This is a genomic window from Niveispirillum sp. (assembly GCF_052437035.1).
Classification (GTDB): domain Bacteria; phylum Pseudomonadota; class Alphaproteobacteria; order Azospirillales; family Azospirillaceae; genus Niveispirillum.
Map to the genome: position 1 here is coordinate 75,621 of NZ_JBQVOH010000014.1, position 13,327 is coordinate 88,947.

A 13,327-nucleotide genomic window follows, 5' to 3' on the forward strand; every position below is an offset into this window, starting at 1 on the left:
ATCACCCGCCTTTCTTGCCAAAGAAACGCTGCCGCAGCCCCGCCTTGGGCACCGGCCCTGCCAGCGGCGCCAGCGGTCCCTGCGCCAGCCCCTTGTCGAAGATCACCCGCTCCGGCTCCGTCCCAGCCGGACCGAAGGTCAGCACCTCCCCATGCAGCAGGTTGGCCACATAGGTCGACCGGCGCAGCAGGCTGCCATCGGGATTGAACACCTCCACCGGGCCGTGCATCTGGTCATCCTGCCAGGTTTCGCGCCGGAACAGGGTGCCGTCGGGCCGGAAAATCTGGCTGTCACCCGACCGTTTGCCACCCACGAAGCTTGTCACCGCCGTCAACCGTCCGGCGGGGTCGAAGCTGCGCACCTCCCCATGCAGCAGGCCGTTGACGTAGGACATCTGCACCGCCGGCCGTCCCGCCTGGAAAATGGTGGACGGCCCGTGCAGCGTGCCCTGGTGGAAACTCATCCGCGACTCCGGCACACCATCGGCGTCGAACGTCTCCATCACGCCCTGCAAGACCCCGCCTTCCATGGCATAGCGGCGGCGGACGGTCCCGGCCTCGTCCCGGTCCTCCATGGGCACCGGCGGTTCGGGCGGTGGGGCGGCTTGCTGCTGTTCGTCCATCACCGCCCCCTCAATTGATCTTCACCAGGCCGCCCTTGACGGTCAGCATGCCGCCGCCATCGATGGTGCCCGTGGCCGATCCCTTGACCGTGGCGCCGACATCGCCCTGCAACGTGGCGTTCAGGCCCTGCACCTTGGCATCGGTGGAGGCCTTGGCCGTCAATGCCGTTCCCGCCTTCAAATCCATACTGGTGCCCGACTGCACCGTCAGACCGGTGCCGGATTTCAGGGTCACCGATCCCCCCGCCTCGATGGTGATATTGCCATCAACCTTGAGGGAGAAATTACCGCTGACGGTCCAGGTGACCTTGTCCTTGTTGGTCTTGGTCTCCGCCCCTTCCACGGTAATGGCGCGTGTCCCCTTCACCCCATAGGTTTCCTTGCCCTTAGCCACCGAAAAGGTGCGATCCCCCTCCGTGATGGTCAGGGTGTCATTACCCTTGGTGATGGTGGTGGCGCGGTTGCCCTTGTCCAGCGTCAGGGTATCGTCGGCCTCGTTGATGGTGGTGGTACGGGAATTCTTGATCAGGACATTCATGTCCTTCTGGGCCTGGAGATATATCTCTTCTGAGTCCTTCTTATCCTCGAACCGCAGCTCGTTATAGCCGCCGCCGCCCTTCGACGTGTTGGTCTTGACGGTGCTTTTCGTCTGGTCGTCGGGCAGGGTGTAGGGCACCTGCTGTTCGCCATTATAGACGGACCCGGTGACCAGCGGGCGGTCGGGATCGCCTTCCAGAAAGCTGACCACCACCTCCTGCCCCACGCGCGGCAGGAAGAAGGCGCCCCAGTTCTTGCCGGCCCAACCCTGCGCCACCCGCACCCAGCAGGAGGAATTTTCATCCTTCTTGCCGACCTGATCCCAATGGAACTGCACCTTGATGCGGCCGAACTTGTCCGTCCACACCTCCTCCCCCGACTTGCCCACCACGATGGCGGTCTGGGTGCCGGGAATGCGGGGACGCGGGGTGCGGCGGGCGGGGCGGAAGGTGGTGTCGGCGGGCAGCGCCTCAAAACTGTTGGAATAGCCGCCCAGGCTGACCGAATGGTTGACCCCGTGCAGGACGTAAGCCGCATTGGCGTCGCTGCGCGGATGGCCCGACAGGGTGAATTTCAACCCCGCCGCCACGCCGCGCACCGTAGAAGACCCCGATGCCCGCTTGGCCGCGACCTCCAGCTCTGCCAGCCGCACCTTGCCGCGCGCGTCGCCCGCATCCTTTTTGGTGTAGCCGCCGGGATATTCATAGACCTGCAGGCTGCCGGTACCCGCGACATTGACCTTCAGCTCCGTGGACGGCGTTTCCAGGAAATAATCATCGGTCTGGTATTTGCCGGGCACCATGGCGGTCTCAATCAGGAAGCTATCGACCCGGTCATCCTCCAGCCATTCCTTGCCCGATGGCAGCGGCAGATAGGGCAGGGTCGCCAGGACCGGCAGGTTGGTATGGGCGCTGGCATCATCGGCCAGGACCATGGTGTGGGTGCCGTCGGCGAAGGTGAAGAACCAGAATATCCCCTCGTCCTCCATCAGGCGGCAGACGAAATCCAGGGCGGTCTCATTATACTGCACACAATATTCGCGCGCCGTGTAACTGCCGGTCAGACTGTCCTTGAAATCGGAAAAACCCAGATCGCCGAACACCGCCTTCACGATCTCCGGCACCGTCTTGTCCTGAAAAATCTTGCAGTCCGCCGTCAGGCCCAGTTGCCACAGCCAGGGGCGCAGTTGCAGGGAATAGGTCTTCTCCATCTGCACGGCGCGCACGCAGATGCCGTTGATATAGCGCTTGGTGCTGTCCGGTCCCGTCAGGGTGACGGTGACCGACTTGCCCACCACCTTGCTCATGTCCAGCGCCGCATCGGATGCGATGGCGGTGATATCGAACTGGAACAGCTCGCATATCCCCTCCCGCCCCGTCATCTCCCGCAGGATCAGCTTGTCGGCGCCCAGCGGTGTCGTGATCGACAGCGACTGGCCGCTTTGCTTCTGATCGGCGTCGCTCATCGCCGGGCCGCCGGACGGTCGAACTGGATGCGGATGTCACCATCCTCGGCCACCGTCACATGCGCCATGTCGATACTGTCGCCCATCGACAGCCGGTCCAGGATGGTGGCCGACATCTGCGGCAGCAGGCCATTGGTCAAAATCTGATCAATGGCACGCGCGCCGGATTCCACGGCCTGACAGCGCGACAGGACATGGACCACCAGACTGTCATCCCAACTCAGTTCCGCCTGGTAGGCATCCTCCATGCGGCGCTGGATACGGGCCAGCTTCAAGGTCACGATCTCCCGCAGCCGCCCCTCATCCAGCGGCAGATAGGGCACCACCACCATGCGGCCCAGCAAGGCCGCCTTGAAATGGCGCAGCAGGTCGGGGCGGATCAAGGCCTCCAGCGCATCAGGCCCCGGCGGCGGGCCGGGTCGGCGGGCACGGTCGATGATGGCATCCGACCCGAGATTGCTGGTCAGCAGGATCACGGTGTTCTTGAAATCGACCAGAATGCCCTCGCCATCCTCCAGCATGCCCTTGTCGAACACCTGATAGAACAGCTCCAGCACGTCCGGATGCGCCTTCTCCACCTCGTCCAGCAGGACGACGGAATAGGGGTTGCGCCGCACCGCCTCCGTCAGGACCCCGCCGCGCCCATAGCCGACATAGCCCGGCGGTGCCCCCTTCAGGCCGGAAACGCTGTGCGCCTCCTGATATTCCGACATGTTGATGGTGATAACGGACCTTTCGCCCCCGAACAGGGTTTCGGCCAGCGCCAGGGCCGTTTCCGTCTTGCCCACGCCCGACGGGCCGACCAGCAGGAACACGCCCGTGGGTTTGCCCGGTTCGGCCAGAGAGGCGTAATAGGTGCTGATGCGTTTGGTGATGGCGTCCAGGGCCGCCTCCTGCCCCACCACCCGCTCGCCCAGCTTGGCGCGCAGGTTGCGGACGACCGCGATGCTGTCGGTCAGCATGCGGCCCACGGGAATACCGGTCCAACCTGAGACGACCGACGCCACCGCCCGGTGATCGACCGACAGCGGCACCATGGCATCGGTCGCCTGCAACTGCTCCAGTTCCAGCCGCAGCCCGTCCAGCCGGGCCTTCACCCGCGTGAAGTCGGCCCCATTCAGGGTGCCACCCGCCAGTTGGCCTTCCAGGTCGCGTACGCGGCCCGCCAGATCGCTTTCCTGCTGCCAGCGCTGCTGCAGGTGGGCTTCCTCCTCCTCGGCCTTGGCCTGTTCGTCGGACAGGGCGTCGATGCGGTCGGCATGGTCGCGGCCCAGCGCCGACTCGCGGCCCAGCAGGGCGATTTCGTCGGACAGAAGCTTGCGCCGACGCTGTGCGGCCTCAAGCTGCGGCGGCGGGCCGCTGCGGGCGATGGCGACGCGGGCACACGCCGTGTCCAGCACCCCGATGGCCTTGTCCGGCAATTGCCGCCCCGTGATGTAGCGGTGCGACAAGCGGACGGCGTCGGAGACCGCCTCATCCAGGATGCGCACGCCGTGATGGGCTTCCAGCTTGGCCACCAGACCGCGCAGCATGGCGATGGCGTTCTTTTCGTCCGGCTCCTCCACCTTCACCACCTGGAAGCGGCGGGCCAGCGCGGGGTCCTTCTCGAAATATTTCTTATATTCGGCCCAGGTGGTGGCCGCGATGGTGCGCAACTCGCCCCGTGCCAAGGCGGGTTTCAGCAGGTTGGCCGCATCCCCCTGCCCCGCCGCCCCGCCGGCCCCGATCAGGCTGTGCGCCTCGTCGATGAACAGGATGATGGGCTGGGGCGACGCCGCCACCTCTTCGATCACCTGTTTCAGGCGGTTCTCGAACTCGCCCCGCACGCCGGCACCGGCCTGCAGCAGACCCAAATCCAGCGACAGGACGCGGACTTGGCGCAGCGGCGGGGGAACGGAGCCTTCGACCACGCGCTGTGCAAACCCTTCCACCACCGCCGTCTTGCCCACGCCGGGATCGCCCGTCAGGATCGGGTTATTCTGGCGCCGGCGCATCAGCACATCGACCAATTGCCGGATTTCCGGGTCACGGCCCACCACGGGATCGGACTTGCCGGTCCGTGCCTGCGCCGTCATGTCGATCGTGTAGGCATCCAGCCCAGGCGTCGGCCCACCCGACAGCTTCACCCCCGCCGGGGCACCCGGCGCCGCACCCGACATCATCGCCGGCTTCGGTGTAGCGACCGCAGACGGGGCGGAAGGCGATCCGCCCCCGCCGCCCGCATCCTCCGCCGTGCCCCGCACCAGTTCCTTCAAATCCTCCACCAGCCGCCCGCGCGGAATTTTCGCCAGCAGCGGCACCGGTTCCAGCAGCAAACCGCGCAGCGCATCATCCTCCAGCAGCGCCTTCAGGATGGCGCCCGAGCGTACATGGCTAGCGCCCAACTCCAGCGACGACACCAGCCAGGCCGATTGCAGCAGCCGCACCACATGGTCGGAAAAGGCCGGCGTGCGGCTGTTTCCGCGCTTCAGCCGATCCAGCGCGGTTGTCAGCTCCTTCTGCAACGCCCCCACATCGACGCCGTAATAGCGCAGCACGGGCGTCAGATCGCCCTCCCCCCGCTCCACCAGCTTCAGCAGCAGATGCTCCACCTCCACGGCGTAATGGGTCTGCGCCAGACAGAGCTGTGCAGCCCCCTCCATGGCCCGCTTGGTCAGCGGATTGAGGCGGGCGATCAGGGTGGCGATGGAGGACATGAGAGATTCCAGCCTTCTGCGGGATCGCGTGATCCTAATGGATGCAATGGGAAGGCGCAAAGGTCAGCCGACCCGGTTGGCACGAAAGAGGGCAAACAGGCCTCCGGGCAGTACGCGACAGGAAGTCCATCGCCCTTGCGCGCCAGGATTGTATTTACCGTATATTGAGGGCATGGTGGCATTCAGAAATTTCTGGAGGCATTCCTGTGGCCAAACCACCTCCAACGAAGTTCGGCAGCCTACCGTCAGCCGCCGGCGGAACCCGGTCTCATCAGGGCTTGGGTATTCAGCCGAAAATGGCTCATCCTTCTCCCGGCGCCGGCTCCCGCCCATCGGTGGCACCGCCGCCCGTGACATGGCCGGGAAACACTGCTTCCTCGGCGCCCTTGCAGTTAAAGGCGAAGCCTTGCGGGCCGAAATGTCGGCATGCCCCGCCGCCAATTGCCCCAATGCGCTGGGGCGGCACGACACCTGTCGCGCAGGCAATGTTCAGCGGCACCACAAGTGGTCAGCTCAACAACAACCAGATCAATTCCGGATTCGGCACCTTTGCCCAGGTGAATTTCACCCCTACACAGTCCGTTATCACCCAGAGCTATAAGCCATCAGCAACTTATGAGGATTTGGTTGGCGAGGATCTGGTCGATGATGAACATAATCATGCCGAAGATTATGTCACCAGCCTGGTTCCGCAGCGCTGGATAGAACTTGGCTGTCCCCAGAGCCGTGTACGCTTTGATCTCTATATCACTTCCAGCCCCTGCTCCAGCGAGCAAGGCACCAGTGGCAAAGATGAGGGATGCGCCGAAAAACTAGCCCGGCTTTACGAGTCGGGCATTGGCGTCAGGGACATGTTTGGCATAACCCATACCGTCTATTTTCAGATCGGAACCCTTCGCGTGAAAAAGCTTTACCGCCCGAAGGTCACAGGGGCGGCGGAAAAGTCCTTCCAGGCGCTTTTCATGCTGAAGCATATGGGCGTCTGCGAACGGGTGGTGATCGAGAAGATCGGCAAGAAGACCAACGTCACTCTGTGACGTTCAACGCATGAAGCGTATCAGACGGTCAGCGTCTGGTCTTATAGAATGGCTGCGGCGAATGTCGAAGGGCACGCCAGACATAAACCGCGCCATTCCACCTCAAATCTTCCGGTACCACTCACGCGGGCTGGCCACTTTGGCACCGGCGAAATCATCCACGCCTGCCGCCCGCGCCACATCCATGGCGAAGCTGCTGCATTGCTTGCGGGCCAGGCTGAACTGCGTGCCCTTACGGTACTCGGCCACCTTGCCCATGGCCTGTTCGGCCTGTTCGCGGCTGATGGCATAGGAACGGGTGCGCACACCGGGCTTGGTGAAGGCGCTTGCGTCATCATGCACGCGGCCCGGCACGCCCGCCGTCAATTTGCCCAGGTCACGCTTGGCATCCATGTTGGATAAACCAGCGGGGGAGAAGCCGAAGGCCTGACGCCCGCCACCCGGCTTTTCGATGGCCACGAAGCCATGACCCGCCATGCCGTCGGGCAGGCCCTTCTCCTGATGCAGATAGCCGCCGACAATCAGGCGATAACCGCCGGCATCGGGGGCTTTCGGCGCCTTGGGCTGGACAGGCCGTGGTACACCGGCCCCGCGCGGCACCAGAGCGGGGGCCGGTTTGGCCTGCACAGGCTGCGGCATGCGGTGGTTGGCGGCACGTGCGCCCATCCGGTCGGCCTCTGCCTCCAGATGCAGATCCTGGACGACGGCGATCCCGCTGCCGAACGGGTTGCGCACCCGTCCCTGCCGCTGCTGCACCACATGCGTCAACTCATGTCCCAGCAAGGCCAGACCCTGCGGGCTGTCGGGATTATACTGGCCGGGTGCGAAATAGAGGCTGGACCCCATGGTGAAAGCGAGCGCGCCGATGCTGGCCGCCTCTGACCCGACATGCACCCGCACGTCGGAAAAATCGGCGCCAAAGAAGCTTTCCATCTGGCCGCGCACACGTTCGGGCAGGGGCCTGCCGCCCCCGCCGGGCCGGATCAGACCGGGGGGCAGCTGCTGGGCACCGGGATGGCCGCTGCCATGCCCGCCGGATGCCATGACGACACGAACATGCCCCGGCCCGCCGGCCGTGATGCCGCCCAGCGCCCCCGGCAGCTTGGCACCGCCGGCCCCGAACCGTCCCTGTATCACTGCCCCGGCCATGACCCTGTCCCCCGCATGGTTCCCATTGTCCGCCAGACCCCTGATCCTAACCCAGTCCTATAACCCGTCAAAGCGTGAAGCATGGTTCCCTCACACCAACCGCTGGGTCAGAACCACTTCGCGCTTTTCGCGTGCCGGCAGCCAGGCGGTGCGGCCCAGCACGCGGTCCTGGCGGTCGGGCTTGAACTCCACCGCCGGCACTTCCTCCGCCTTCAGGCGCAGGCGAAGGGTGACGCCCAGGTCCGGCCCTGCATGCAGGGCCACCAGATCGGCCAGCGCCCTGGCCGCATCCCCGCCCGGCAGGAAGGCGCGGAAGGTGGCAAGGTCCAGCGGACCCAGTTCCACCGTGATCCCCGCCCCCTGGTCCCAGACGCGTCCACCCAGAACCGCACCGACGCCCAACCTGGCATTATCACCCTTGTCGCCCAGGCGCGTACGATCCTCCGGCTCCAGTTCCATCCAGTCGCCGGTCAGCGGTTCCACCTGCACCGGCACCGCGAAATGCGCCATCAGCAGCCGTTCCAGCCCGTGCTGGCTGGCCACAGGCCGGTTCAGCAGGCCTGTGTGCCGGTACAGCGACCGGTCCGGCAGTGACAGGCGGCGGCGCAGCGGCTCCACCCCCAGCCCACAGAGCGCGGCCAGCCAGTCGGCCATGCCGGTGCGCCACGGCGCCTTGCCGGTCATGTCGGGCCGGTGCGCGCGGCGCGACCGCACCAGCAGGCTGGCCAGCCGGTGGTTGAACAGGTCCAGGAAGTCGCGCATGGCGGCATCGCCGGCCCGCACCCGGTCGGCCAGCAGTTCCGATACCGGCGGCGGCAGCGGCGCGAAGGGTCCGCCCAGGCCCAGGAAATTGATCTTCACCCGGAACCGCGTGCGGCCCGACGGCATCTCCCGCCGGTCGATCCGCTCCAGCGGATCGGCGGACGGGCGGGCGCGCAGGCTGGCATGGAAACGGATGGCCTCCTGGCCGGCATCGGCCCCTTCGCCCACGGGCACGGGCGCGGCCCCGCCGCGCGCAGCGTCGCGTTCCATGATCAGTGCCGCCTGATACAGGTCGAACCATTCCGGGTTCGCCCGCAACTGGCTGATCAGAGAATGTTCCGTTCGCCAACCCGCGCCGGCCATCGCTTCCACACTCCTTCGCGCTGCGCGCTGTTCAGCACCAGCTGGGTGAAACTGTTGACCCGGCCATAAAGCGCCAGGAACCGGTCCAGGATGCTGGCCAGAAGATAGGCGCTGCCGCCCGCAAACTGGCTTTCATCGATGGTCAGGCTGATTTCCGTGCCCCGCACGAAACCGCGCCAGGCCTCGTTCCCCAAACGCCGGGTGACGGGGCGCGACGACAGGGCCGTCATGCCGCCCGCCTGCTGATGCACGGCGGCACCGCAGCCATCGCCATAAAGCACCATGATCTCCCTGAGCGCGCGCAGGGCCGACCCGCTGCCATCATCGGCCAGCGACAGATGGTTCAAGGTCAGGGCCGACACCAGCTGCCACAGGGTTTCGCCCTGCTCGGGCGCGCTGATCTGCGGCGTTGGCCGGGTCAGACAGCGCACCTCGCGCACCGGCGCATCCACCTCCAGGTTCAGTAACGTATCGGGCGGCAGCTGTTCGGCCATGCCCCGGTTGGTACAAAGCGTGTGCGCGAACAGGGTGCGCGTGGGTGGCAGCGACGGGTCGAGCGCCAGATCGACAAAGGACAGGAACATGTCCGTCCCCGGCATGTCGGCCCGCACCGTGGGCCGCCGCCGCGCCATCCAGAAACAGTCGGGCGCGGCCCGCACGGCCATATGGTCGTAGGAAAAGAAGGGACGCACCAACGCCGTCTCGTCCGCCCGGTTCATGACGGCGGAGACCTTCTGGATCGAATGGATTTCCGTGGACCGTTCCCAGCGGCTGTCAGGCAACAGACGATATTCGGACTGTGTCTGATCCAGGCGCAGCGGCTCGCTGGTCTTGGGAAACAGGTTGATGATGGGCGCGCAGTTCAGGCGCACCGTCACCCGTTCCAGCCGTTCCGCCCGTTCCGGCTGCTGTTTCAGCAGGAAGAACAGGTCCACCTCCGCCCCCGTTGGCCAGGTGGCGGGATTGCCGTCCGCATCGGTGAAATCCACGTCCAGGAACAGGAATTTCTGCGGAAACACGAAATATTCCCGGATCAGGCGATAGCCCTGATGGGCATGGACGGGGAAACTCAGCAGGTCCTCATCCGGCGCGAAGCCCACAGGCGACAGACAATCCGGCTTCAAGGTCGCGGTGGGTTCCGCACCATCCACGGCGGGCACCAGAACGACGGCGCGCGACTGGTCCAGCAGCATTTCCATCAGGGGACCGGCCACCGCAGGCTCCCCGTCCAGGAACAGGCGCAGGCGGTCGGGCTGCATGTCGGCGAAGGTCAGGTTGCCTTGCGCCCGCAGCCGCAGACGCCAGACGGCGGCCCCGCCAAGGCGCGCCAGGAAGGGGAATTTCTCCGGCCGCAACATCTCCTGCCGCACCACCTGCACCGGCCACAGCTTGACCGGATAACAGGTATTGAAGCGGCAAGTCAGCCCGTGCGAGGGGCTTTCGGCATGCAGGGCGATATTATCGGGCAGGTGGAAACCCTGCGCCGCCCGCGCCTGACCGGGGTCCACCTCGAAATGCGCGATGGCGGCACTGGGCACCGGGGCCATCAGGGCGGGGTACAGCGTGTCCAGCAGCGCCGACGGGATCAGCGGGAATTCCGCGTCCAGGGTGCGCTGGATGCGCGCCGTCAGAAAGGCGAAGCTTTCCAGCAACCGTTCGGTATGCGGGTCACGGCTTTCATGGCCGTTGAAATCCAGACGCCCCGCCACGCGCGGATAGGTGCGGGCAAACTCCGCCCCCTCATTGCGCAGATACATCAGTTCGCGTTCATACGCCGCGAACAGGGCTTCGGCCTCGTCACGCGGCATCGCGGCCTCCCGAGGCATCGCGCAGCATCACGGGGAAACTGACCGGTTCGATCCGGTCATCCAGCCGGATTGAACCTGTGACCTCCACCAGCAGGGCCCGGCGGTCATGTTCGGGCGGCAGCACCGTGAACCAAGCCCCCTGCCGGCGCAGCCCCTGATTGGGCGGCAGCGATGCGGCACGCTGCGACCATTCGGTCAGGAACGCTTCCTTCAGGGCCGGCGTCAGGCGCGACAGATGCACACGCGGCGACAGAAGACGGGGCTCGAAGGTGGCGATGGCCATCTCCAGCTCCGCCACCAGGGCAGCCTCTGCGGCACTGTCGAAGGGCTGGAAACCCGACAGGTCGGGAATGCCGTAATCCAGGGTCGTGCGCCGCCGTCCCGCCATCACGTCACGGGACCGGGGGCAGCGCGTGTTCAGCAGCAGTGAAATCTCCCCCGCAATGGACAGGATCAGCCCGTCGCGGTCCAGCATGGACTGCGCGCCTGCCGCGTCCTCCGTATCGACCAGCCGGTCGAACAGCGGCGCGGGCACACCTGGCATCAGGCGGGGACCCGTGATCATGCATCCTCCCGTCGGGGCGGCACTAAAGTGTGATCGGTTCAAATGCAATCATTTGAAGCGTGAATCACACGGCAAAACAGACTCTAACAACGCCGGCGGAAAGGCCTGATACCGGTCCAGGGTGGGCAACGCCCGCTCTGGACCGGTTGGCGCATTGAGCGCCCGCGGGCACGTGCCCGCGCAAGCCAAGGGCGCGGATGCGCCCACCCGGCGCCTGAGGGCGCGTGTTAAGACACTTCCTGCTTGATCAGGTCGTGCTTGACCGGCTGGGCGCCCTCGCCCGTGCCGTCATCTTCCTTCTGCGGGATGTACTTGTACTCGACGGTGCCATAGGAGAGCGTGATCGTCTCCGTCGGGATGTCGCCGGTACCACCGCCGATGGAGACGTTGGAGACGATGATCTTCTCCATCGTGATCACCAGATATTCCACCGGCTTGTTGTCGCCGTTGGAACGGTAAGCGGAGAAGACGCCCTTCTGAATGTGCTTGCCGCTCCAGCACATTTTCAGCAGGTCGTCGGTCGACGCGTCGATATATTTGGTGAAGGAGAAGTCGGAGTGGTTCGCCTGCTCCACGGTGCCGCCGCCCGCGCTGCTGCGGGTGGGGGAGGTGGGCTGGTTGAAGGAATGGCTCCAGGACAGAACCTGGATTTCTTCCTTGTGGGAACTGTCGGTCGACTCACCCTTGATATCCGGGGTGGTCAACTTCAGGAACATATTGCCGGCCATGGCCGCTCTCCATCTCGATATCTGTTCGGTCTGGGACTATCGCAACGAGTACCCCGCCCCAGGACGATACCTGGGGCGGGGCCGCACGGATCAGAAGGCAGCCGGTGCCGGCAGTTCGGCGACGAGGCGGATGGAGGCGGTCAGTTCCTCCAGCTGGAAATGCGGCCGCAGGAACACGGTGGCGCGGTAGGCACCGGGCTTGCCCGGCACGTCGAACACATCGACGCGGGCTTCACGCAGCGGATACTTGGCCTTCAGTTCCTGGCCGGCATCGTCCTTGCCCAGCACGTAATCCATGATCCAGGTGTTCAGGAAGGTCTGAACATTGTCCTTGGTCATGAAGCTGCCGACCTTGTCGCGCATGATGACCTTGATGTAATGCGCGAAACGCGAGGCGTTCAGCACATAGGGCAGCATGGCGGAGATACGGGCATTGGCATTGGCCGCGTCCGTATTGTACTGGCGCGGCTTGTTGGCCGTCTGACCGCCGAAGAAGGCGGCATAGTCGGTGCCCTTGCAATGGACCAGCGAGATGAAGCCGAGATCGTTCAGCTCCTTCTCGCGGCGGTCGGTAATGGCGATCTCCGTCGGGCATTTCAGCGCGACATCGCCCTCATCCGTGCGGAAGGTGTGGGCCGGCAGGCCTTCGACCTTGCCGCCGCCTTCGACGCCGCGGATGGCGGCGGTCCAGCCATGCTTGGAAAAGGCGTCGGTGACGCGCTGGGTCAGGACATAGGCGGCATTGCCCCACAGGTACTTCTTGTGGTCACGACCGTCTGTATCCTCCACGAAGTTCACGCCCTCCACCGGCTTGGTGTCCGGACCATAGGGCAGGCGCAGCAGCACATGCGGCAGCACCAGGCTGACATAGCGGCTGTCCTCGCTGTTGCGGAAGGACCGCCACTTCACCAGTTCCATGCTCTCGAAGATCTTGGACAGATCGCGCGGCACGCCCAGCTCGGTAAAGCTGTCCATGTCAAACAGGCGCGGGCTGGCGGCGGAGATGAACGGCGCATGCGCGGCGGCAGCGACGTTCGACACCAGTTCCAGCAGTTTCACATCGTTGGGATGGCGGCCGAACTCGTAATCGCCCATCAGCATGCTGTAGGGGTTGCCGCCGAAGGTGCCGTATTCTTCCTCGTACACCTTCTTGAACAGCGCCGACTGGTCGAACTCGACGGCCTTCTCCAGGTCCTTCAGTAGCTCTTCCTTGGTGATGTTCAGGATGCGCAGCTTCAGGCTCGTGCTGGTCTCGGTATTGAAGACCAGGAAGGACAGGCCGCGCCAGGTGGCTTCCAGCTTCTGCAGGTCGGGATCGTGCAGGATCTCGTTCAGCTGGGCCGACAGCAGATCGTCGATCTCGGCGATCTTGTCATTGATCAGGGCCACGACGTCGTTACCGACAGTGCCACCCTCTTCGGCCAGCACGGAATTGACGAACTCGGCAACCAGATCGCGGGCAAATTCCTTCTGGCTGTCATCACGCGCCAGCTTGCCCTCGACAATGATCTTGTCAAGCAATGTAGTATCGGGCATCGCAAAGCCTCCATCGGCTTGGCCGGCACGCCTTCATGGGCGCCGGCCCGGAATGGTTT

At 64.9% G+C, this 13,327-nt stretch carries 10 protein-coding genes; 1 reads left to right on the forward strand and 9 read right to left on the reverse strand.

The annotated features are described in order from the left end of the window. Window position 1 precedes the first annotated feature (1 nt). The 3 genes from ACT6Q8_RS23530 to tssH are packed head-to-tail and all read right to left on the reverse strand — an operon-like array spanning window position 2 to window position 5,320. Window positions 2-622, reverse strand: a complete 621-nt coding sequence (locus tag ACT6Q8_RS23530; RefSeq protein WP_444734978.1) for a toxin-antitoxin system YwqK family antitoxin — start codon at window positions 620-622, stop codon at window positions 2-4. Between the two features lie 10 nt (window positions 623-632). Continuing rightward, complete coding sequence (locus ACT6Q8_RS23535) at window positions 633-2,624, reverse strand: type VI secretion system Vgr family protein (RefSeq protein ID WP_054166678.1); 1,992 nt, start codon at window positions 2,622-2,624, stop codon at window positions 633-635. Then, window positions 2,621-5,320 carry a type VI secretion system ATPase TssH gene (gene tssH, locus ACT6Q8_RS23540; protein WP_444734977.1) on the reverse strand — a complete coding sequence of 900 codons (2,700 nt, stop codon included), beginning with the start codon at window positions 5,318-5,320 and terminating at the stop codon, window positions 2,621-2,623. Before tssH ends, ACT6Q8_RS23535 begins: the two co-directional genes overlap by 4 nt. Before the next feature lie 485 nt (window positions 5,321-5,805). Between tssH and ACT6Q8_RS23545 the strand changes: the two genes are divergently transcribed. Then, the gene (locus ACT6Q8_RS23545; RefSeq protein ID WP_444739436.1) at window positions 5,806-6,357 is read left to right on the forward strand and encodes a hypothetical protein; all 552 of its coding nucleotides are present in this window, start codon (window positions 5,806-5,808) and stop codon (window positions 6,355-6,357) included. 102 nt (window positions 6,358-6,459) lie between these two features. Here ACT6Q8_RS23545 and ACT6Q8_RS23550 read toward each other — a convergent pair whose 3' ends face one another. From ACT6Q8_RS23550 to tssC, 6 genes are all read right to left on the reverse strand, one after another. Continuing rightward, the gene (locus tag ACT6Q8_RS23550) at window positions 6,460-7,506 is read right to left on the reverse strand and encodes an eCIS core domain-containing protein (RefSeq protein WP_054166681.1); all 1,047 of its coding nucleotides are present in this window, start codon (window positions 7,504-7,506) and stop codon (window positions 6,460-6,462) included. Window positions 7,507-7,596: 90 nt separating this feature from the next. After that, window positions 7,597-8,631 carry a type VI secretion system baseplate subunit TssG gene (gene tssG / locus ACT6Q8_RS23555; protein WP_054166682.1) on the reverse strand — a complete coding sequence of 345 codons (1,035 nt, stop codon included), beginning with the start codon at window positions 8,629-8,631 and terminating at the stop codon, window positions 7,597-7,599. After that, complete coding sequence (gene tssF / locus ACT6Q8_RS23560; RefSeq protein WP_444734975.1) at window positions 8,595-10,439, reverse strand: type VI secretion system baseplate subunit TssF; 1,845 nt, start codon at window positions 10,437-10,439, stop codon at window positions 8,595-8,597. Before tssF ends, tssG begins: the two co-directional genes overlap by 37 nt. Then, complete coding sequence (gene tssE / locus ACT6Q8_RS23565; RefSeq protein ID WP_444734974.1) at window positions 10,429-11,004, reverse strand: type VI secretion system baseplate subunit TssE; 576 nt, start codon at window positions 11,002-11,004, stop codon at window positions 10,429-10,431. Before tssE ends, tssF begins: the two co-directional genes overlap by 11 nt. Before the next feature lie 227 nt (window positions 11,005-11,231). Next, window positions 11,232-11,732 carry an Hcp family type VI secretion system effector gene (locus ACT6Q8_RS23570; protein WP_054166685.1) on the reverse strand — a complete coding sequence of 167 codons (501 nt, stop codon included), beginning with the start codon at window positions 11,730-11,732 and terminating at the stop codon, window positions 11,232-11,234. Window positions 11,733-11,822: 90 nt separating this feature from the next. Further along, window positions 11,823-13,268 carry a type VI secretion system contractile sheath large subunit gene (gene tssC / locus ACT6Q8_RS23575; RefSeq protein WP_054166686.1) on the reverse strand — a complete coding sequence of 482 codons (1,446 nt, stop codon included), beginning with the start codon at window positions 13,266-13,268 and terminating at the stop codon, window positions 11,823-11,825. Window positions 13,269-13,327: the final 59 nt, after the last annotated feature.

Coding starts and splice junctions, on each gene's coding strand:
- ACT6Q8_RS23530 (WP_444734978.1), bottom strand. CDS start 622: ATGGACGAACAGCAGCAAGCCGCCCCACCGCCCGAACCGCCGGTGCCC.
- ACT6Q8_RS23535 (WP_054166678.1), bottom strand. CDS start 2,624: ATGAGCGACGCCGATCAGAAGCAAAGCGGCCAGTCGCTGTCGATCACG.
- tssH (WP_444734977.1), bottom strand. CDS start 5,320: ATGTCCTCCATCGCCACCCTGATCGCCCGCCTCAATCCGCTGACCAAG.
- ACT6Q8_RS23545 (WP_444739436.1), top strand. CDS start 5,806: ATGTTCAGCGGCACCACAAGTGGTCAGCTCAACAACAACCAGATCAAT.
- ACT6Q8_RS23550 (WP_054166681.1), bottom strand. CDS start 7,506: ATGGCCGGGGCAGTGATACAGGGACGGTTCGGGGCCGGCGGTGCCAAG.
- tssG (WP_054166682.1), bottom strand. CDS start 8,631: ATGGCCGGCGCGGGTTGGCGAACGGAACATTCTCTGATCAGCCAGTTG.
- tssF (WP_444734975.1), bottom strand. CDS start 10,439: ATGCCGCGTGACGAGGCCGAAGCCCTGTTCGCGGCGTATGAACGCGAA.
- tssE (WP_444734974.1), bottom strand. CDS start 11,004: ATGATCACGGGTCCCCGCCTGATGCCAGGTGTGCCCGCGCCGCTGTTC.
- ACT6Q8_RS23570 (WP_054166685.1), bottom strand. CDS start 11,732: ATGGCCGGCAATATGTTCCTGAAGTTGACCACCCCGGATATCAAGGGT.
- tssC (WP_054166686.1), bottom strand. CDS start 13,268: ATGCCCGATACTACATTGCTTGACAAGATCATTGTCGAGGGCAAGCTG.